The following is a 19,858-nucleotide window of genomic DNA, read 5'->3' as shown; positions in this document are numbered from 1 at the left end:
TGGACAAGAGAAAAGATGATGCTGCCCGTAGCACTAAGAATCAAATAAAAGCCATACCCTGAAAGCTCAATTCAGGTATAGGCATCAGGGAACAGGTACGGTTGCGGCTGGCAACCTGCGCAAACTGCGACGTGTAAACAGTTCAGTCATAAGTGTACCTTCCGATTGCGGAAAAGCCATACCTAGCATCGGAGCCACTGTTGCCGAAATATCCACCAGGGTATGCGTTGTTTCCACGAACCCGCCTTTCCGGAAGTCAGGGCCCAGCGCCAGCAGGCTGATACGCCGGCAGCCCTCGCAATCGTCGCCGTGGTCTATCCAGCCGTTCTCCACCGTATCCAGGTGACGGCCGTGGTCCGTGGTGATCAGTAGAGTCGTTTTTTTACGGTAGTGGCTGTCTTTTTGCAGAAAATCCCAGAGTTGCCTGGCGTAGCGGTCGCCACGGGCGATACCGCGCAGGTAGTGCTCCCAGTTGCCGGCATGGGCATAGCCATCGGGCTCCATGAAGTTGATCAGCATCAGGTTAGGCCGGTGGGTTTTCAGCACGTTCAATACCTCTACCAAAGTCAGCGAGTCGGCCCGGTAACCACTGCCGGGTCCGCTGACGCCGCAGTTGAGCGAGGGCAGTGCCTGGCCTTGCCAGTCAGGGTGCAGGGTGTTGCCCAGGATATCCAGCTTGTCTTTGCTCGACACGATCCAGGCGGCGGTGGCGGGTTTACCTGTCTGCTTGAGCCAGAGCTGTAAGAAAGAAGGATTAGCGGGGAGTTCGGTGCCGTAGTTATCGATGGGCTGGTTTATACCTGTCGTGATGGCGGTATGGCCGGAGTTGGTGTAGGTATAGCCCTCGTTGCGAAAGTTGTTGCAAAAGGTGCCCTGCGGCATCAGGCTTTGCGACATGTTGGGAATAATACCCGGCACAGCTCCCCAGGTTTCAGAATAGCGTACCCCGTCGATCACCAGGATAATCACATTTTCAGAATGCAAACCACCGGCTCCTCCCCCTACATCAGATGCGGCGCAGGAACTGAGCAGCGCTGTAACTGACAAAATCAGCAACATTCGCTGCCAACCTGTTTGCCACTGCTTCAAAAAACCCGGGAGCGCACCCATATCTGACACAAATAAAAGAACATAAAATCCTATACCTTGGTATACGATTCCTGCGGAACTTCAGGCACACAGCTAGGAAAACCTCATATATTCGAAAAACTCATCAGCATAATTTGCGTTTACGCTCAAGAATACTCTAATTGCGAACATCAAAAGATAAATGCATACACCAGCAGCCATAGCGACCCTCCCTTTGCCTTTGCCACTCGGCACTGTGCTGCTGCATGCTATTTCCACTGATTGCTATCGTGCCGCTTATTATTGCTACGGTTATTATTACCGCTGCTCTACTGCGCTCTCTCAGGCAATCAGACGACTCATAAACCGCACTTAAACAGGAAAAGCCCCCGGCATACCTGAACTGATACAACTGAAGCAGAGCTTTCGCTCTGCTTTTTTCATTTTATACCTAATCCAAAAATTTAAAACAAAGCCATACGCTAGCCATGAACCTGACACAAAACTACAGCAGCTACACTTCCGAGAACCACCAGGTATGGGCCATCCTCTACGATCGCCAGTTGCGCAACCTTCCCGACAAGGCTATACCTGAGTTTCTGGAGGGGCTGGAGAAAGTCGGCTTTAGCCGCGACCGCATTCCTGATTTCAACGAGATCAATCAAAAACTCAAGCCCCTGACCGGATTTGAAGTGGTGGCTGCCCCCGGCATTGTCGACGATGCCCTTTTCTTTCAGCTGATCGCCAGCAAGCGCTTTCCGGCCACGGTGTGGGTGCGCCGCATGGACCAGCTCGACTACCTCGAGGAGCCCGATATGTTTCATGACGTGTTTGGCCATGTGCCCTTGCTTACCATACCCGTATACTGCGAGTTTCTGGCTAAGCTGTCCGAACTGGCCCTCAACCACCTCGACCGCCCTGACATCATTGACCGCCTCACGCGCATCTACTGGTATACCATTGAATTCGGTTTGTTTCGAAAGCCGGGCCAAAAAGCCAAGATCTATGGTGCCGGCATTTTGTCATCCGTAGGCGAAAGTAACCTGTCTGTTTCAGACGAAAGCGTGAAGTTTGACTTTGATGTAAACTACATCCTGGATACGCCTTATATAAAAGAGACTTTCCAGAGCCAGTACTTCTGTATCCAGAGCTTTGAGCAGTTGCTCCATAGCCTGCCGGCCATAGAGGCTGCCCTACACAAGCTACGCACCCAGGATACCCTGGCCACTACGGCTTAACCTAAAATAAACCCCGCCTGCAAAAGGTATGGATTACCCATTGCAGGCGGGGTTATTAAGTTATACCTGTCAGGCTAGTGCGTGAGCTCGTGGCTGACCATAAAGCCCAACTTGCGCGGCCTCGACAGCTGGGAGTTTTCGAGCTTCTGCTTATAGGTGATGCGTTCAATATCCGACACATCCTGCCCCATCAGGTCATTATTGACAGCTGCGATCATGGCACTCTCCACGATCAGGCGCAGCATGTCGTCGCTGATTACGTTGCGGGCAATGCGGTCGTACGGCAAATCCATCTGCTTCACCCCCTCTATCACGAAGTGGTTTTCGATGTTGATCAACATGCGGCCAACCAGGTAGCCCGGGTCGTCGAGGCGGTTGTATTTGATGGTGTCGGCCATGAAGTTGTAAGCCATGATGTGCCCGAAAAAGCGACGGCGGAAGTCCTCGTCTACATAATCGTTACGCATGATCTCGTAGTCATCCGGGAAAGTAACAATGTTAGAGTGCATTACGAATACGAGTAAATCGCCTGAGAATTTAATTTGAAACTCCAGGTCGCTAATGGCCTTATACTCGATTACCACATCGGCATTGTGCGTGGTGATCCGGTTGGTCAGCTCGTCCACAATTTCCTGGGAGAGCTCCTTCATGCGTGTAAATGTTTGGTAGGTGTTGCGGTAAATTGCCTGCTTGGTGGCCGATTTTTGCTGCAAGCCCTGTATTATATCGTCGAGTCTATCTTTCATACTTGTGTTTCTTTCGGGTGCTGTATTTTTTACTCTAATCCTTTAGAAATGGTTTTTCAGCTCAATTTCTGGCTTGCCAGCCGACTACAAACCAGTCTGGTTGCTGATGCATAAGTACTCGTCTTACTCGCCAGGGTTTCCAAGCATGTCCAGTATCTGGGCCTGGTGCTGTGCAAAGGCTGGTGGAGGCGCTACTTCATCTGCTTTCGTACCCTCTACCACAAATGCTACCTGCCTGATGCCCCTCGGGCCATTGGGCTGATTAAGCAACATGCGCCCGGCCTGCGGCTGTTCAAAAACTTCAGGCACACTGTTAACTGCGCCTGCCGGCACATGCAGTCTGTGCAACTCCCGCAGTAACCCATCGCGCTCAAACTGACTAACCAGCTGTCTCAGTTGTTCATTTACCGCATTCCGGTGCCGCACTCTTGCGCTGTTGGTGGCAAAGCTAGGGTTATCGGCCAGGGCAGCATCTCCCAGCACCTGGCACAGGCGCCTGAATTGCCGGTCGTCGCCAATGGCGAGCACGAGCTGGCGGCCGTCCCGGCAAGCGAAAACACTGCCATAAGGTACAATATTGGGATGCTCCGACCCCATACGCTGCGGACTATGCCCCGCCACCAGGTAGTTCGTCCCCTGATTGGCCAGCGCCGAAACGGCTGCATCAAAGAGCGAAACCTGCACATAATTTCCCTGGCCAGTGCGTTCACGCTGCAACAGAGCCGTCAGGAGGCCCTCCTTCAACTGGTGCGCTGCCAGTATATCCATCAGGGCCACGGGCATTTTAGTGGGAGGACCGTCCGGAGAACCGTTCATGTACATGAACCCGCTCTCTGCCTGGATCACGGCATCGTAGCCTGCCCGCTGGTCTTCCAGCCCGTAGCCGGTGATATGCCCATAGACGAGTCTTGGGTTGAGCAGAGTTAAGGTTTGGTAGTCTACCTGCAGTTTCTCGGCGTCCCCGGGCTTGTAACTGGCAATAACCACATCTGCATTGGCAGCCAATTTGTGCACAACCTCCAGGGCTGGTAGCTGCGAAATATCCAGCCCGATGGAGAGCTTTCCCCAATTAGCAGCCGAAAAGTACGCTGACACCTTATCGCTCCCCTGCTCTCCTGCCAGTTTCCAGGTGCGCGTTACATCGCCTCCGGTCATGGCATTTTCCAGCTTCACCACCGTAGCGCCCAGCTCTGCAAAAAACTGCCCCACACTCGGTCCTGCCAGCACACTGGCCAGTTCAAGTACCAGCATATCTTTAAAAACAGGTTCTGCCATTGTCATTAGGTATAAGGTATTGTGCGCACCACTGCCTCAGGCTACAGCGCTGAAAACAAAGCTACCAAAAAGGGTATAAAAAAAGCAGCCCTTCCGAAGAAGAGCTGCCAGTATGTTTTCGCTATGATTTATAATTAGGTTCCGATCAGGAGGTGTGCTATATCAAAATAAAGATAGCATTGATGATGTTTACACCCAGTAGAAGATAGAAGTTCGGAGATTCTTGTATAGCTTTTTTCATTTTAATTTTAAATAAATCTTTCTTTTATATGTTTTAAGATGATTGATTATATCACTTTGAGCTTGTTTACGCCTTGCTTTTACAAATGTTACGGCGTTAATATAAAAAAATCTATGTAAATAAAATTAAATATAATTTAAGTACTATAATGTAAAAAAGTATTCTTTATTTTCACTAAAATTTAAAGCATTACCTCTATATAGCGTTTTTTTAATGCTTTGAACTTTTCGAATGCCGTGTCAACTTTTTAAATGTATTGTTATATTCTCTGCTGATTGACGATGCAATATTAATATAATTTTCAATATAAATAACATCAACTTTTAAATTTTTCTCAAATAAGGTATAAAAATCGTATCTTTACCCCTATAAATGCGGTTTAAAGGCCGCTAGGCCATAAAAATAATTTTAAGGAGATAACTTTGGATTTTCATTCATTCAACCTTCACGAAGACGTGATCACCGGAATTGAGTCGATGGGCTACAACACCCCGACCCCGGTACAGCAACAGGCGATTCCGCTTATACTAGAGCAAAAGGATATTATTGCCTGCGCGCAGACAGGTACTGGCAAGACAGCCGCCTACCTGTTGCCGCTGATCGATCGTATTTCGCACGCTAACTACGACTTCACCAGCACCCTTATACTGGTTCCTACCCGCGAGCTGGCAAAACAGATAGATGAACAGGTGGAAGGCCTGGGTTATTTTGCCCCGGTAAGTTCTATCGCCATCTATGGTGGCAGCAAAGGCGATGAGTGGGAGCAGCAGAAGCGCGCCCTCACCGGCGGTGCTGATATTATCATTGCCACGCCAGGCCGACTGATGTCGCATATGGCACTGGGCTACGTAAGGCTGGATCAACTTAAGTACCTGGTGCTCGACGAGGCTGACAAGATGCTGGACATGGGCTTTATGGATGATATCCTGAAGATAGTGCGCGCACTGCCTGCCCAGCGCCAGACGCTCCTCTTCTCGGCCACCATGCCAAAGAAGATTCGCGATTTGTCACAGCAGATCCTGCAGCAGCCCGCTGAGATCAACCTGGCTATTTCGAAGCCGGCAGAAGGTATAGACCAGCGCCTATACCTGACCTACGATAACCAGAAGCTTCCTTTGCTGGAGCACTTGATCCGCGAATTGGAGGTGTCAAACATGATCATCTTCACGTCCCGCAAGTCGAATGTAAACCAGATCGTGCGCTCGCTGCGCAAAATGGGCTTTGAGGCCGAGGGCATTATGTCAGACTTGACGCAGGAAGAGCGTGAGAAGGCACTACAAGGTTTTAAGAACAAGAAGTACCAGATACTGGTAGCTACCGACATTCTCTCCAGAGGTATAGACATCGACAGCCTGAGCCATGTGGTGAACTTTGACATGCCGCAGGATGCCGAAGACTACGTGCACCGTGTGGGCCGTACGGCCCGGGCTGCCTCTACAGGTATGGCCATCACGTTTGTGAACGAGAACGACATGTACCGGGTGCGCAAGGTAGAGCAGCTCATAGAGCGCGACCTGCCGAAACTGCCGCTTCCGGAGGGCTTTGGCCCGGCTCCGGTTTTCGATCCGACACGCCGTGATTTTGGCCGCGGAGGCAAGGGCGGCGGAAGAACCAGTGGTGGCAGACAGGGCGGCGGCCAGCGTTCCGGCGCAGGTGGCGGCGGAGATCGCAACCGACGCAGAGGACCAAAGCCGGAAGGCACTGCCCCGCGACCTGACGGAAACAGCCGCCCGATAAAAGCAGCCTCTCCGCAGCCTAGAGCGGAGCAAGGCGCTCCGAGAGCCGAGGGGCAGGAAGGCGACCAGAAACCAAACCGCAATCGCAACAGGAACCGAAATCGCAAAAAGCCGGGTAATACAAACCCGCAGAACAGCAACCCGCCGGTTCCGCAAGACAATAAGTAAAGAGAAAGGCCACTCCTAGCGGGGTGGCCTTTCTCTTTAACAGGAGTCATACCTGTTTAACAGTACCCCAACTCCAACTAATGCTAATTTGCGGCTTTGTAGATACCAACCCCTATTTTCATCTATAGAAAAGGCGGCTTTATATAATATTTGCAGATTAATATATATTATTTTATACCTTTCTAATCAATACTGAAACTCTCCACAGCATTTACTGTCAGTTTAAGCTAAAACGAAGTGTAGAGAAGGGTTTTTGCAGCCTGCCGGTACTGATAGTGTTACCCAAACAATTCTACTTCAAAATGAAACAAACTTTACTCCTGGCACTCCTCTGGTGCCTGGCTTGCACGGCTTTTGCCCAATCCCCAACACCGACAGGCACCATCAAAGGTATCGTAACCGACTCCACAACGCAGGCTGCCTTGGACTATGTGACAGTAGTAGTGCAGGAGGCAGGAAAAAACCAGGCTATCAAAAGTACTTTCACAAAAGACAATGGATCTTTTGAACTCACGGGCCTTGAACTGAAGCAGTATCAACTGGTGCTCTCCTATGTAGGCTACAAGCCCAAAGTGCTGCCACTCCCGGCCTTTACCGGCACTACCATCGACTTAGGTAAACTCTCGCTTGCCTCATCGGCAAAGCAACTGAAGGAAGTGCAGGTCGTGACAGAGAAGCTGCTGGTAGAGCAGGACATCGACAAGATAACCTATAACGTGGATGCCGACCCCGAAAGTCAGACCATGACGGCTCTGGACATGCTGCGTAAGGTACCGCTGCTGAGTCTGGATGCAGAAGACAACATTAAACTGAACGGTAACAGCAACTACCGCGTGCTTGTTAACGGCAAAACCTCCTCGCTCTTTGTGCGCAGCCCAAAAGATGTGTTCAGAAGCATGCCGGCCAGCACCATCAAAAGCATCGAAGTGATCACCAACCCGCCGTCGAAGTACGAGGCTGAAGGAGTGGGCGGCATCATCAACATCATCACGCATAAGAAGAACATTGGCGGGTATAACGGCTCGGTGCATGCACAGGCCTCCAGCCCCAGAGGCTCTAACTTTGGTGGCTACCTGACGGCGAAGGCTGGCAAGGCAGGCTTTTCGGGTTACTTTGGGACTGGCACTTATAACAGTCCTGCCAATAGCAACAACCTGTACAGAGAAGACAAAATACGCCAAACCGTACTAGAGCAGATGGGTGAAAGCCGCAACGATAACACCTACCAGTATGCCAGCGGGGAGTTCAGCTTTGAAATGGACACGCTCAACCTGTTCACCGCTAATTTCGGCATGAACCTGAACACAGGCAACAACCTCCTGACCCAGCGTGTCGACCTTTACAACGCTGACGGAGCGCTGACGCAGGCCTATACCCGTCTGAACAACGGCGATTTCAGATGGAAGGGCAGCGACTTCGGGGCAGACTACCAGCGCACGTTCAAGAAAAGCAAAGACCAGTTGTTCACGCTTTCCTACCGACTCAGTAACAGCGTCAATGGTAGCGGCTCAGATTTCATACTAGCCCCTGTGCTCAACTTCAATGGTCAGATAAGCCAGACGGATAACGAAGGTAGCTCCGTGGAGCATACTATGCAAGCTGACTATGTGCAGCCGATCAAAAAGCACACGCTTGAACTGGGTGTGAAAACGATCTTCCGACTGAACAGCAGCGACTACTTCTACAGCAATCAGAACCCTGAAACGGGCAACTTTGTAATCGACCCGAACCTGAGCAATAACTTTGAGTACCGCCAGGACATCTACGCGGCCTATACCTCGCTGAGTCTCAAAAAAGGCGACTGGGGTTTGAAAACCGGTGCTCGCCTGGAAGAAACCAAGCTTGACGCCAACTTCAAGTCATCGGGCACAGTGGCTACTCCAGACTATTTCAACCTGATCCCAAACATCACCCTGTCGCGCAAGTTGAAGGGAACAAGCACCATGCGTCTGTCCTATACCCAGCGCATTGAACGGCCGAGCCTTTACTACCTCAACCCGTACGTAAACCAGATCGACCCACTCAACATCAGCTACGGCAACCCGAAGCTGGATCCGGCCACGAACAATGTGTTTAACCTGGCTTACAGCACCTTCGTGAAAGGGACGTCTGTCAATGCGAGCATCTTCCACAACTTCACCAACAACTCTATCCAGAGCTACACCACGCTTGGAACTGATACAGTGGCCCGCACCACTTACGGCAACATAGGCCGCAACCAGACATACGGGCTGTCTTTGAGCGGTAATACCACGCTGTTCAAAAACCTGAGCATCAACCTAAACTCTACGGCCAATTATGTGAAGCTGACCAGCGTCATTGACGGCTTGCCTCAGAACAACGAGGGCTTCACTTACAATGTATTCGGCTACTCGAGCTACCGCTTCGAGAAAGGCTGGCGTGCCAGTGGTAACATTGGCTACTACTCTTCACGCATCCTGTTGCAGGGTCGCTCCGCCGGGTATGTCTGGAACAGTATTTCGGTGAACAAACAGTTCCTGAAAGACAACAAGGCGACGATCAGCTTTTCGGTGAACAGCCCGTTTCAGAAGAACCGCCGTGCCCTGAACGAGATCAACGACCCACGCTTCACCCAGAACCAGGAGAATATCTTTTTAATGCGCCGCTACAGTCTAGGCTTTAACTACCGCTTCGGTAAGCTAAAGGGAGATATTGCCCGCAAGAAACGCGGTATCAAAAACGACGACGTGAAAGCTGGAGAGCAGCAAGGCGGCGGCGCCAATTAAGAATTTGTTAGGTTAGCTCCGGGAGTCGCTCTATGAGGTGACTCCTGGTCTTATCTTACATACCCCAACAGCAGAGCCACACGCTCAAACCAAATAACACATTGAGCGTCGAGCATTCCTAGCCAAACCTGCGCTTTTGCACGTTTAAGTACTCATCACTTTAAACGAAAGTTGTTATGCGCATCCTCTACATTTTCCCGCATCCCGATGATGAATCCTTTGGCCCGGCGCCGGTGATGTGGCAGCAGCTGGAGCAAGGCCACCAGGTATACTTGCTCACCCTTACCCGGGGAGGCGCTACCAAGGTGCGGCACGAACTGGGGCTGAGTGTAGAAGAAATGGGAGATGTCAGGTATAGGGAGATGCTGGCTGTGGAGCGGGTGCTGGAGCTGACCGGTATGACGGTGCTCGACCTGCCCGATAATGGCCTGGCTGAGATGGATCCACGGGAAATAGAGCGTGTAGTGAAAGCGCACATTCGTCAGCTAGAGCCGCAGTTGATTGTGTCGTACCCGGTGCATGGGGTGAGCGGCTTTCACGACCACCTGGTAATGCACGCGGTCATTAAACGTGTTTTCCTGGAACTGAAAGATGGTGGTGCCGATTACCTGAAAAGACTGGCCTTTCTGACCCTACCCAACAAAACAGAACAACCGTTGCAGCAAGGTACTTTTGTGATGAAGCACAGCAGCCCAGACTTGATCGACTGCGAAGTGAAATTGCGCCCGGAGGACATTGAGATACTGAAAAAAGCGCTGAGCTGCTACAAAACGTATCAGGATGTGATCAAGCAGGCAAATGTGGTAGAGTCGATCGGCGACACCGTATACTTTGAGATTTACCGGGAGGAACACGAGCCTCCCCTGGCAAACCTGACCGACAAGCTGTAGCTATTAGACGAAAGAGTTCCGGACGAATGCATCCCGGACCAGGAATGCATTGCAGCTTCGGCAGAGTTTCTCGGAAAAAACAGGTATAGGTTACCTCCGGAACAGGTATAGCTGAAGGCTGTCGGTGAATTACTGTATTGCAAAACTCGGCGTATACCCATAACTTGTTGCTATACCTGAGAAATACCCCATGAAAGCGCTACTTCTTATTGACATCCAGAACGATTTTTTGCCCGGTGGCGCACTTGCTGTGCCGGAAGGCGACCTGATCATCCCTATCGTCAACCAACTGCAGCCGGAGTTTGATCTGGTGGTGGCCACGCAGGATTGGCATCCGGCCTCCCACAAAAGCTTTGCCTCCAACCACGAAGGAAAGAGTCCTTTCGAAATGACAGAGCTGCTTGGGTTGCCGCAGGTGCTCTGGCCGGACCACTGCCAACAGGGCACACCCGGAGCAAACCTGGCGCCTGCTCTTGAAGCAAATAAAATAGAAGCGATTTTCCGGAAAGGGACCAACCCCGAGATCGACAGTTACAGCGGCTTCTATGACAACGGACGGCTTAAGTCGACAGGACTGGCGGACTACCTTCGCGGCAAAGGCGTAAGGCAGCTATACCTGTCCGGCCTGGCTGCCGACTATTGTGTGTACTACTCTGCTGTAGACGCGCTGCAGGAAGGGTTCGACACCTTTGTCATAGAAGATACTATTCGCGCTATCAGTCAGGAAGGCTATGCGGCTGCACGAGCGGACATATTGGAAAAAGGCGGCAGGATCATCCAGAGCAGTGCCTTGGCAATGCGCGATTAGCCTACCACCTGGCCTATACCGAAGAGCAGCACAAAGAGCATGGTCGTGATAGCCATTTGCTTCAGGTATGGGTCGAGTTCAGCGGAAGTTTGCTTCTGCCATACCTTCACACCATTTACAATCACCAGCGGCACCGCCAGTAAAAACAAAAACTGCCATACGCTGTAGAAGTTTAGCAGCACATAAGCCACAGCACTTATCACGCCGCCGGCCAAAAGCATGAGGTGGTACATACGGGCGCGTTTCGGACCGAGCCGCACAGGTATAGAGCGTTTGCCCGCCAGCACATCCGATTTAATGTCACGGATGTTGTTCACGTTGAGCACCGCCATCGAGAAAAAACCGCAGACCATGGCCGGCAATACCATCAAAACTGGCAGCGACTGCGCCTGCAGAAAAAAAGTACCCAGCACGCCAACCAGACCAAAGAACACAAACACAAAGATATCGCCCAAACCAGCATAGCCATAGGGATTGGAACCCGCTGTGTAGTTGATGGCTGCCCAGATAGAGGCCAACCCCAGCCCCAGAAAGATCAGAAACAGGTATAACCCCTCCGTTCCGAAAGCCACCCAGAGCAGCAACAATCCCGTCACCAACGACAGCAGACTGAACACCGCCATGCCTTTCTTCATGTGCTCGGCCTTGATGTGCCCCGCCTGCACCGCCCGCTGCGGTCCCTCGCGGTGCACGCTATCAGCTCCGTGTATAGAGTCGCCATAGTCGTTGGCCAGGTTGGAGAGTATCTGCAGAAACAGGGTCGTTAGCACACAGAGGAGAACGACTGTGGCATTAAAGGCATCGTAGGCAGCGGCCATAAAGCCGCCCATCCCGATGCAGGAAAAAGCCAGCGGCAAGGTGCGCGGCCTAAAAGCGGAAATCCAGGCCTTTACCAAGCCTGGATTCTGCGGAATGTGTTGTGTTGTATTCAAGGTATTTCTCTAAAATCAGGTTTCGCTATACCTGTCACATTACTTCTGAATCGCCGCCAGGATCTCCTCTCCCATCGGCTTCACTTTGGATGGATAAAAAGCAACCACCTTTCCATTCTCGTCGATCAGGTATTTGCTGAAGTTCCAGCTCGGCTCGTCGTTGTTCGGGCTGTTTTTCGCCAGCCACTGGTACAGCGGGTGCTGATCGTCGCCTTTCACCGATACCTTCTCCATCATCTGGAAAGTCACACCGTAATTCTTCTGGCAGAAGGCCGCGATCTCTTCTTCTGAGCCTGGCTCTTGTCCGCCGAAATTGTTAGCCGGGAATCCCAGGATCACCACTTTGTCGCCATGTGTTTCGTGCAGCTTTTGCAGGTCGGCGTACTGCGGGGTATAGCCGCACTCCGAAGCCGTGTTCACCACCAGCACTTTCTTGCCCTTGTACTTTGATAAATCGATTTCCTTCCCTTCCAGGCTTTCTACTTTGAAAGAATAAAAATTGGAGCTCTGCGCCGTTTGGGATGCTTGTGTTTCCATGGTGTTTGTCGTCGTATCAGTTGCTGGGTTGCTTGTGTTAGAACCACCTGAACAGGCAGTTGCTATACCTAGTACAAGGCCAGCGGTTAAAAGTTGTGCGGTGCGCTTCATGTTTTTTTTTGCTTAAGGTATACGTATATGCGGCTTAACCGAAAAATCTTGTATTTGTTTCTACTCACTATGGCGCGAGCGTCCTTACTATACCTTACATCCGCTCTGGCACCTCAATCCCCAGCAGGCTCATGCTCTTGCGCACGAAGCGGGCTACCATGGCTGACAAAGCGATGCGGAAGTTACGGGCCTGCTCGTCCGTTTCGTTGAAGATGGAGATCTCCTGGTAAAAACGGTTGTAAGACTTGGCCAGTTCGTAGGCGTAGTTGGCGATCACGGACGGAGCGTATAATTTGCCTGCTTCCTGCACCACTTCCGGATAGCCTACCAGCAGCGTGATCACATCCTGCTCTGCTTCGTGCAGGTTGTTGAAGTCGCTAAAGGCAGTTGCATCTACGGCTATACCCATTTCAGTAGCCTTGCGCAGAATAGCCGAGATACGGGCGTGCGTATACTGCACAAACGGACCGGTGTTGCCACGGAAGTCGATGGACTCCTGCGGATTGAAGAGCATGCGCTTCTTCGGGTCCACTTTAAGCAGGAAGTACTTCAGGGCGCCCATTGCCAGGGTATGGTACAGCTTCTGCGCTTCTTCCGGCGTGAAACCTTCTATCTTACCCAATTCCTCAGTTTGCTGACGCGCTGTGTCGATCATCTCCTGCACCAGTTCGTCTGCGTCTACCACGGTCCCTTCACGGGATTTCATTTTACCCGAAGGCAGATCCACCATGCCGTAGGACAGGTGATAGATGCCCTCGGCGTACGGCTTGCCCAGTTTCTTGAGCACCGCTTTCAGTACCTGGAAGTGGTAGTTCTGCTCGTCGGCAACTACGTAGATGGACTGATCGTACGGGAAGTCATTGTGCTTCAATTCGGCTGTACCCATGTCCTGGGTGATGTATACTGAAGTGCCGTCAGATCGAAGCAACAGCTTCTCGTCCAATCCTTCGTCGGTCAGGTCCACCCACACAGAACCGTCCGGCTTTTTGAAGAACACGCCTTTCTGCAGTCCTTCTTCCACGCGCTCTTTTCCTAAGGTATAGGTCTCAGATTCGTAGTAAAATTTATCGAAATCAACACCGATGTTGCGGTACGTGGCATCGAAGCCTTCATACACCCAACCGTTCATGGTTTTCCAAAGCGATACTACTTCCTCATCGCCCTGCTCCCATTTCTGAAGCATCGTTTGCGCTTCCAAGATCAAAGGAGCCTTTTTCTTGGCTTCCTCTTTTTCCATACCACCAGCTACCAGCTCGTCGATCTGCTCTTTGTAAGCCTTGTCGAACAGCACGTAGTACTTACCGGCCAGGTGATCGCCCTTGATACCGCTGCTTTGCGGTGTTTCGCCGTTGCCCATTTTCTGGTATGCCAGCATCGACTTGCAAATATGGATGCCTCGGTCGTTCACCAGGTTGGCTTTCATCACATTATGGCCATTGGCTTTCATGATCTCCGACACGGAGTAGCCCAGGAAGTTATTGCGCAGGTGGCCAAGGTGGAGCGGCTTGTTCGTGTTTGGCGAAGAGTACTCCACCATTACTTTTTTGCCGGAATCGGCTGCCTGGCCGTGGCTCGGGTTGGTCATCAGCTCGCGGAACAGGCGTACCCATACCTCCTCCTCTATCTCCAGGTTCAGGAAGCCCTTCACCACGTTGTAGCCTTTCACCTCGGGGGCGTGCTCTTTTAGGTAGGCGCCAAGCGCCTCTCCAATTTGCTCAGGCCCTTTGCCGGCCTGCTTGGTGTAGGGGAAGGTAACGAACGTGAAGCTGCCGGCGAACTCTTTGCGGGTAGGCTGCAGGCTAATGGAAGAAGCGTCAACGGTAAGGCCGAACGAAGCCTCTAATGCTTGGCTGATGCGCTGGCTGATGGCGTATTGAAGTTGCATTAAGTAGATTAATGTATAGCTGTTTTGTTAAATTCTCGGTGTAAAATGGCGTCAGTGGCGGTCTCCAGTATGTCGAAGGCGTTCTCGGCCATGGTGTTTTCGGTGTCGAGCGTCGGGTTGATCTCGGTCATCTCGTAGCACACAATGCGTGGGTCCTGCAGCAGGTGGTAGTTGAGCACCTTGGCTTCCTCCACGGTCAGGCCAATCGCAACCGGGGTGCCCGTTCCTTTAGAGAACTTCGAGTCGAGGCTGTCCACATCGAACGACACATAAATAATATCGCAATCTTGCAGCCGCTCCAGTGTCTCGGCAGCTACCTTCTCTGGCCCCTTCTGGCTAAGTTCGGCATAGGTGAAGTTTTTAATGCCGTGCTTCTCAATCAGGTAGTCTTCCGGCTCTTCGGTGTCGCGCACCACAATGTATACCAGGTGCTCTGGCTTGAGTTTCGGACCGTCATAGCCCAGCTTCTTAAGCGAGTTCCAGAAGAATACCGTTTCCGGTGCCGGGTCATTGATCTGACGGTCGAGGTTGTCGAAGTTCAGGGCCATGGCCAGCGGCATGCCGTGCACATTGCCCGAAGGTGAGGTATACGGTGAGTGAATGTCGGCGTGTGCGTCTATCCAGATCACACCCAATGTTTTGTCGGGGTAGGCGGCTTTTATACCTGCTATGGTACCGTGCGCGTTGGAGTGATCGCCTGACAGCACCAGCGGAAACATGTCGAGCTCTAGTGTTTGCTCTACGGCATTGGCAATATTTTTCTGAACGGTCAGGATGCTGTCGATGCGGTGCGCATTCGGAAACACATCCTTGTCGAATAAAGTGTAGTTGAGGTCAGGTACGCTGATAGAGTTGAAACGCTTGAAATAATCGCAGCCCTTGTCCCAGCAGGCTACCCGTAATGCGTCTATTCCCATGTTGGCTCCGCGCGTGCCTGCGCCGAGTTCTGAGCGTACTTCTATCAGTTTAATCTTTTTCATAGGCAAATTGGTAGTCTCCTATAGTTCTATGTAACCTCGCTTACAAAAGTTTACTCTCCTGCTCTGTCAACACCCGCTCCAAAGCGGGATTTTTCCGCCATGGCCCGGTGGCAAGGTATAAGCCCTGGTGCAAGAAAGGTCTGACTTCGCAGGGTGATGACAGTCGTGCACGAAAATCTTCGTGTCGAAAATTATTTTCCCGCTATAAAGAGCGTGATTGAAATAATTAACTGAACGATTCTTATAATTTAAACAAAGTTTTTGCAAAGATGGTAAATAACGAACAATATTGCATGTTTTCTTAAGCCCACAAGCACCAGAATGGATAAATACACCGACCTGATTCACCAGACTTTTGATTTTCCTACAGACGAATTTACCGTGGAGAACAACGAGTTGTTTTTCAATGGCATTCCGCTCATGGAACTCATCGAACAATATGGCACTCCATTAAAATTAACATACCTGCCCAAGATTAGTTCGCAGATCCAGAAGGCAAAACGTCTTTTCAACGACGCTATCCAGAAGCTGGAGTACCAGGGCACTTATACCTACTGCTACTGCACCAAGGCCTCGCATTTCTCTTTTGTAATGGAGGAGGCGCTCAAAAACGACATCCACATCGAAACCTCTTCTGGTTACGATATGCAGATCGTCAAGGCGCTTTACAAAAAGGGCAAAATCAACAAAAACACCTATATCGTTTGCAACGGATTTAAGCGCCAGCGCTACCGCCAGTGGATCACGGAGTTCATCAACGACGGCTTTGTGAACTGTATGCCGATACTCGACCACATAGGCGAGATTGAGTACTACAAGGAGCACGTAAACGTGAAGACCAAGGTAGGCATGCGCCTCGCGTCTGATGAAGAGCCGAAGTTCCAGTTCTATACCTCCCGCCTGGGTGTACGCTACAACGACGTGATCGACCTGTATGAGCAGCAGATCAAGCCGGACGATCGCTTCGAGCTGAAGATGTTGCATTACTTTATCAACACAGGTATAAAGGACACTTCTTATTACTGGTCAGAATTGAGCCGCTTTGTGCACAAGTACTGCGAACTCAAGAAGGTATGCCCGGAGCTCGATACCATCGACATTGGCGGGGGCTTCCCGATCAAGACCTCTATTCAGGCGGACTACAACTACCAGTACATGACCGAGGAGATCCTGCGCACGATCAAGCGCATCTGCAAGGAGGAGGGTGTGCCTGAGCCAAACATCTTCACGGAGTTCGGCATCTTTACAGTGGGCGAAAGTGCGGCCAACATCTACTCTATCCTGGATGAGAAGCTGCAGAACGACAAGGAACTATGGTACATGATTGATGGTTCGTTCATCACGAATCTGCCGGACGCCTGGGCGCTGAACCAGCGCTGGCCGCTTTTGGCAATCAACCATTGGGATAAAGAGTACCGTAAGATACAGCTCGGTGGCATGACCTGCGACAGTCAGGATTACTACAACTCAGAGATGCACTCGTTCCAGGTGTTCCTGCCGAAAGCACCGAAAGACAAACCTTTGTACATCGGTTTCTTCCACACGGGCGCCTACCAGGAACAGCTGAGTGGGTATGGTGGCATTAAGCACTGCCTCATTCCGTCGCCGCAGCACATTTTGGTTGACAAGCAGGAAGACGGCACGCTCAAGAGCTGGCAATTTGCGCCGGAACAGAGCTATGAGTCGATGCTGAACATATTGGGATACGAAATATAACAACAGACGCGTTTATTTTTCGTACAGAGTTTTGCATTTATAGTAAAAATTGTATTTTTGGTTTACCATCGTTTATTTAAATATTTTACCATGAAGAAATTAGCAGCATTCGGCGCATTCATCCTGGCACTGGGTATGACTTCCTGCAAGACATACTGCCCAGCCTACAACTTTGCCAGCGTTGAGGTGTCCGAGCAGAACGCCCCAGCAACTGAGCTTGTGAAGGAAACTGAAGTAATCAAGGGCTAATCTGGAAAGATCGGATCGCCTGATGAAATAAAAAAAACCGGCCTTGGAGCCGGTTTTTTTTTGTTTTTATACCTTCATCAAACTGTGATACCAACTGCACTTCCGCGCCTTTTAGTTACCAAAAGACCAGCCAGATAAGCCATCGGCAAATAAGCTCCAGCCAGGTCAAGCACCGTGAACCACATGGGCGAAGGCAACATCAGTACGCTGGCTATACCTCCTACCAGAAAGAAAACGCCTATACCTAGCGCAAACTTCATTTTGTGAGTGGCTGCCACCATTGCAGCGACCAATGCGCCCACCAGCGTGCCCAAGGCATGCGCTAAAAAAGGCATCAGAAAATGCTTCGGCTCAAACAGGTGCATACCTGCCGACAGTCCTTCCGCTGTGGTGGTATCGACTCCGGCTGGCGGCGGAATAACGACGCCGCTCAACATAATGATGCTCATGTTGACAACACTGCCAACTACAACACCGGCTACAACGGCTAAAATGTTTCTCAGGATTGGCTTCATCTTGCTTCCTATGATTGGTTTAGGGGAAATAACTATTTAACTGAGGGCAGTATCGGTTCATCTACTCTGAGTTCAAACAGCAGAAGCTCCTCTGCTTCGTTGGACAACTGCACCGTTTTGCTAAATTTCAGGCCCAGTTTCTCTAGCAGTCTTTGTGAGCTCACATTGTCTTTTGACGTGATTGCCTTCATCTGGGAAATGCCGAACTCCTCAATGCCAGCACGCTTTACCTCCAGGGCAGCCTCAAACGCATAGCCCTGTTTTTCGTGCTGCGGCAGAAAGGCAAAACCAATGTCAATACCTTCGAGCCCTTCCCGATCGTAAAGTCCGCAAACACCCAGCTTCTCTTTGTCTGTCTTCCGGATGACCGTGTAGTTCGCATACCCCAGTCGCTCCAATTGGGTGGTTACTTTATTGCGTATATAAGTAGCAGCCTCCTCCACTGAGTGCACATTCCTGTCTCCTATGTACCTGATCCAACTCGGGCTATTGAGTAGCCTCAACATAAAAGCAGCATCCCCTTCCGAAGTTGGTATAAGCAGCAGACGCTCGGTTTCAAATGATTTGTATTGGGTCATAAGGTCTTCGTGTAAGTGACTGCCTACATTAATTAGCAGATGGTGCGGGCTTGAATGTTGCCTGCGCGATATCAGAAGTCTGCTCTTTTAATTTTTTGACTAACTCAAAGCCCAAATCCCACTTGCCATATCCGGACTTGCCTTCTATATGTCCTGCATTTTCTAACTCCACTAACGCACTGCCCCAGTTTCTCGCGAATAATCTGGCTCTTTGGATATCTACGACGTGGTCGTTTGTGCTTGCCACTACTATGGTAGGGAATGGCAACCTGGCTTCGGGCATCGGGCTAAAACCGGTGATATACTTCGGATAGCCTGGCCTGTCCACGTCACTTGGTGCTATAAACAGAGCGCCTTTGATTTGATGTCCATACCTCTCAAACCACTTCATGATTGTAACGCAGCCGACACTATGGCCAATTAAAACAAGCTGCGCGTGGTCAAATCCACTCAGGGCTTCTTCTATTCTGCTTATCCACGTCTCACAATTTGGGTTCTCCCAATCCTCCTGCACTACCCTGAAAAACTGATTTGGGTGTTCTCTCTCCCAGATCGTCTGCCAATGATCTTCTCCAGAGTTATGCAGGCCAGGTATGTTTATGTTCATTTTATCTAGGGTTTGTTAACGTGTTGGCTATAAGGCGGTGCAGCTAAATTATAGGTGCGCTGAGAGGGGTGGTTCTTATTTATAATTCTTTATACTTACTCCAAAAATCATAATTTAAGCTGTGTATACCTTCGCTTATAATAATTAAGGGGTAATCATTGATAGCTTCATGGGCTAAGAATATTCGCTCATGAAATTTTAAGGACAATCGGGCCATAAATCCGATTACTTTATTATAGTCAACGGTATTACTGATTTGCTTTGGATTAAAATCAAATTGCCAATTCTTATTCTGATAGATATAAAACCTGATTTTGTCTATCTGAAAGCTGTCAGCTTGGCCAGGGATTTCAGCCAGTTTTATTCCATACGTTTGGTCAATAAAGCTAACTAACTCGTTGTGCTGGTGCAGAGAATAATTTTCAATCATTATTTGCTTCCAGTCACCTCGATATTCAAATAGTATGGACTCTTTTATTTTATCCCAATTTTCCATTTATACATCACTCAAAGATCTGGTTATGGTGTGTCCATGCACTATCGATGTGGTTAGCTTTATTAGTTTTTTTAAGTAAATGAGATATAATACCAGTTGCCTTTAACATTGGACAAACCTGTTATTTGATAGCCATTCAGTCTATAGTTCTCCTGTTTATAGAGTTCTTCCAAATCTGAAGGAGTAATATAGGCTAATCCGTACCCATTGTCGATGAAGCGACTAAAAATAAAGAGTGTAAGAGGCTGTTTTGATTTTATTTAGTTAGTTTGTTAAGCATGATGTGAATCATGGCCACTTTTATCATTGTCTCAGACGATTTGGTGGAGTACTCA

At 50.2% G+C, this 19,858-nt stretch carries 18 protein-coding genes; 7 read left to right on the top strand and 11 right to left on the bottom strand.

Translation table 11 applies throughout. The features are described from left to right. Window positions 1-84: 84 nt before the first annotated feature. Complete coding sequence (locus C8E01_RS09045; protein WP_243409494.1) at window positions 85-1,059, bottom strand: alkaline phosphatase family protein; 975 nt, start codon at window positions 1,057-1,059, stop codon at window positions 85-87. Between the two features lie 497 nt (window positions 1,060-1,556). Here C8E01_RS09045 and C8E01_RS09040 point away from each other — a divergent pair, with 497 nt between their 5' ends. Next, on the top strand, window positions 1,557-2,306 hold the full coding sequence (locus C8E01_RS09040) for a phenylalanine 4-monooxygenase (RefSeq protein WP_116543055.1): 750 nt from the start codon (window positions 1,557-1,559) through the stop codon (window positions 2,304-2,306). A gap of 74 nt (window positions 2,307-2,380) precedes the next feature. Here C8E01_RS09040 and C8E01_RS09035 read toward each other — a convergent pair whose 3' ends face one another. Together C8E01_RS09035 and C8E01_RS09030 are read right to left on the bottom strand one after the other, a co-directional pair. After that, window positions 2,381-3,052: a hypothetical protein gene (locus tag C8E01_RS09035; protein ID WP_116543054.1), complete on the bottom strand. Its 672-nt coding sequence runs from the start codon at window positions 3,050-3,052 to the stop codon at window positions 2,381-2,383. A gap of 123 nt (window positions 3,053-3,175) precedes the next feature. After that, window positions 3,176-4,327 (bottom strand): CaiB/BaiF CoA transferase family protein, encoded by a 1,152-nt coding sequence (locus C8E01_RS09030; RefSeq protein WP_243409493.1) that lies wholly within the window; start codon window positions 4,325-4,327, stop codon window positions 3,176-3,178. A gap of 717 nt (window positions 4,328-5,044) precedes the next feature. On the opposite strand from C8E01_RS09030, the gene C8E01_RS09025 reads away from it, so the two are divergent. The 4 genes from C8E01_RS09025 to pncA all read left to right on the top strand — a co-directional run bounded on the left by C8E01_RS09025 (window position 5,045) and on the right by pncA (window position 10,917). Then, a complete protein-coding gene (locus C8E01_RS09025) occupies window positions 5,045-6,472 on the top strand; it encodes a DEAD/DEAH box helicase (protein ID WP_116543307.1) in 1,428 nt (475 codons plus the stop codon). Between the two features lie 302 nt (window positions 6,473-6,774). After that, on the top strand, window positions 6,775-9,219 hold the full coding sequence (locus C8E01_RS09020; RefSeq protein WP_116543052.1) for a TonB-dependent receptor domain-containing protein: 2,445 nt from the start codon (window positions 6,775-6,777) through the stop codon (window positions 9,217-9,219). Window positions 9,220-9,395: 176 nt separating this feature from the next. Further along, window positions 9,396-10,109 (top strand): PIG-L deacetylase family protein, encoded by a 714-nt coding sequence (locus C8E01_RS09015; RefSeq protein WP_116543051.1) that lies wholly within the window; start codon window positions 9,396-9,398, stop codon window positions 10,107-10,109. 190 nt (window positions 10,110-10,299) lie between these two features. Next, window positions 10,300-10,917, top strand: a complete 618-nt coding sequence (gene pncA, locus C8E01_RS09010; RefSeq protein WP_116543050.1) for a bifunctional nicotinamidase/pyrazinamidase — start codon at window positions 10,300-10,302, stop codon at window positions 10,915-10,917. Here the strand turns inward: pncA and C8E01_RS09005 are convergent. The 4 genes from C8E01_RS09005 to rocF form a co-directional block, all read right to left on the bottom strand. Continuing rightward, entirely contained in the window at window positions 10,914-11,849 is a 936-nt protein-coding gene (locus C8E01_RS09005; protein WP_116543049.1) for a 1,4-dihydroxy-2-naphthoate polyprenyltransferase, read from the bottom strand. The two genes, pncA and C8E01_RS09005, sit on opposite strands and share 4 nt — an antisense overlap. 39 nt (window positions 11,850-11,888) lie before the next feature. Further along, window positions 11,889-12,497, bottom strand: coding sequence for a glutathione peroxidase (locus C8E01_RS09000; protein WP_116543048.1), 609 nt, complete (start codon window positions 12,495-12,497; stop codon window positions 11,889-11,891). A 94-nt stretch (window positions 12,498-12,591) separates the two neighbouring features. Then, window positions 12,592-14,382 carry an arginine--tRNA ligase gene (argS, locus tag C8E01_RS08995; RefSeq protein ID WP_116543047.1) on the bottom strand — a complete coding sequence of 597 codons (1,791 nt, stop codon included), beginning with the start codon at window positions 14,380-14,382 and terminating at the stop codon, window positions 12,592-12,594. 8 nt (window positions 14,383-14,390) lie between these two features. Beyond that, complete coding sequence (gene rocF, locus C8E01_RS08990; RefSeq protein ID WP_116543046.1) at window positions 14,391-15,362, bottom strand: arginase; 972 nt, start codon at window positions 15,360-15,362, stop codon at window positions 14,391-14,393. A gap of 321 nt (window positions 15,363-15,683) precedes the next feature. Between rocF and C8E01_RS08985 the strand changes: the two genes are divergently transcribed. After that, window positions 15,684-17,078 (top strand): type III PLP-dependent enzyme domain-containing protein, encoded by a 1,395-nt coding sequence (locus C8E01_RS08985; protein ID WP_116543045.1) that lies wholly within the window; start codon window positions 15,684-15,686, stop codon window positions 17,076-17,078. Between the two features lie 90 nt (window positions 17,079-17,168). Next, entirely contained in the window at window positions 17,169-17,327 is a 159-nt protein-coding gene (locus C8E01_RS21625; protein ID WP_165820606.1) for a hypothetical protein, read from the top strand. Between the two features lie 77 nt (window positions 17,328-17,404). On the opposite strand, the gene C8E01_RS08980 is transcribed toward C8E01_RS21625, so the two are convergent. The 4 genes from C8E01_RS08980 to C8E01_RS08965 form a co-directional block, all read right to left on the bottom strand. Further along, entirely contained in the window at window positions 17,405-17,842 is a 438-nt protein-coding gene (locus C8E01_RS08980) for a hypothetical protein (protein WP_116543044.1), read from the bottom strand. 32 nt (window positions 17,843-17,874) lie between these two features. Then, on the bottom strand, window positions 17,875-18,420 hold the full coding sequence (locus C8E01_RS08975; protein ID WP_116543043.1) for a GNAT family N-acetyltransferase: 546 nt from the start codon (window positions 18,418-18,420) through the stop codon (window positions 17,875-17,877). 28 nt (window positions 18,421-18,448) lie between these two features. After that, window positions 18,449-19,027 (bottom strand): RBBP9/YdeN family alpha/beta hydrolase, encoded by a 579-nt coding sequence (locus C8E01_RS08970; protein ID WP_116543042.1) that lies wholly within the window; start codon window positions 19,025-19,027, stop codon window positions 18,449-18,451. Between the two features lie 79 nt (window positions 19,028-19,106). After that, window positions 19,107-19,523: a hypothetical protein gene (locus C8E01_RS08965; protein WP_116543041.1), complete on the bottom strand. Its 417-nt coding sequence runs from the start codon at window positions 19,521-19,523 to the stop codon at window positions 19,107-19,109. Between the last annotated feature and the right edge of the window lie 335 nt (window positions 19,524-19,858).

It is taken from the genome of Pontibacter virosus (assembly GCF_003096355.1).
Classification (GTDB): Bacteria; Bacteroidota; Bacteroidia; order Cytophagales; family Hymenobacteraceae; genus Pontibacter; species Pontibacter virosus.
Note: the sequence above shows the minus strand (reverse complement) of the source record. Positions and strands in the feature narration are given on the sequence as shown.

Coding starts and splice junctions, on each gene's coding strand:
- C8E01_RS09045 (WP_243409494.1), bottom strand. CDS start 1,059: ATGTTGCTGATTTTGTCAGTTACAGCGCTGCTCAGTTCCTGCGCCGCA.
- C8E01_RS09040 (WP_116543055.1), top strand. CDS start 1,557: ATGAACCTGACACAAAACTACAGCAGCTACACTTCCGAGAACCACCAG.
- C8E01_RS09035 (WP_116543054.1), bottom strand. CDS start 3,052: ATGAAAGATAGACTCGACGATATAATACAGGGCTTGCAGCAAAAATCG.
- C8E01_RS09030 (WP_243409493.1), bottom strand. CDS start 4,327: ATGGCAGAACCTGTTTTTAAAGATATGCTGGTACTTGAACTGGCCAGT.
- C8E01_RS09025 (WP_116543307.1), top strand. CDS start 5,045: ATGGGCTACAACACCCCGACCCCGGTACAGCAACAGGCGATTCCGCTT.
- C8E01_RS09020 (WP_116543052.1), top strand. CDS start 6,775: ATGAAACAAACTTTACTCCTGGCACTCCTCTGGTGCCTGGCTTGCACG.
- C8E01_RS09015 (WP_116543051.1), top strand. CDS start 9,396: ATGCGCATCCTCTACATTTTCCCGCATCCCGATGATGAATCCTTTGGC.
- pncA (WP_116543050.1), top strand. CDS start 10,300: ATGAAAGCGCTACTTCTTATTGACATCCAGAACGATTTTTTGCCCGGT.
- C8E01_RS09000 (WP_116543048.1), bottom strand. CDS start 12,497: ATGAAGCGCACCGCACAACTTTTAACCGCTGGCCTTGTACTAGGTATA.
- argS (WP_116543047.1), bottom strand. CDS start 14,382: ATGCAACTTCAATACGCCATCAGCCAGCGCATCAGCCAAGCATTAGAG.
- rocF (WP_116543046.1), bottom strand. CDS start 15,362: ATGAAAAAGATTAAACTGATAGAAGTACGCTCAGAACTCGGCGCAGGC.
- C8E01_RS08985 (WP_116543045.1), top strand. CDS start 15,684: ATGGATAAATACACCGACCTGATTCACCAGACTTTTGATTTTCCTACA.
- C8E01_RS21625 (WP_165820606.1), top strand. CDS start 17,169: ATGAAGAAATTAGCAGCATTCGGCGCATTCATCCTGGCACTGGGTATG.
- C8E01_RS08980 (WP_116543044.1), bottom strand. CDS start 17,842: ATGAAGCCAATCCTGAGAAACATTTTAGCCGTTGTAGCCGGTGTTGTA.
- C8E01_RS08975 (WP_116543043.1), bottom strand. CDS start 18,420: ATGACCCAATACAAATCATTTGAAACCGAGCGTCTGCTGCTTATACCA.
- C8E01_RS08970 (WP_116543042.1), bottom strand. CDS start 19,027: ATGAACATAAACATACCTGGCCTGCATAACTCTGGAGAAGATCATTGG.
- C8E01_RS08965 (WP_116543041.1), bottom strand. CDS start 19,523: ATGGAAAATTGGGATAAAATAAAAGAGTCCATACTATTTGAATATCGA.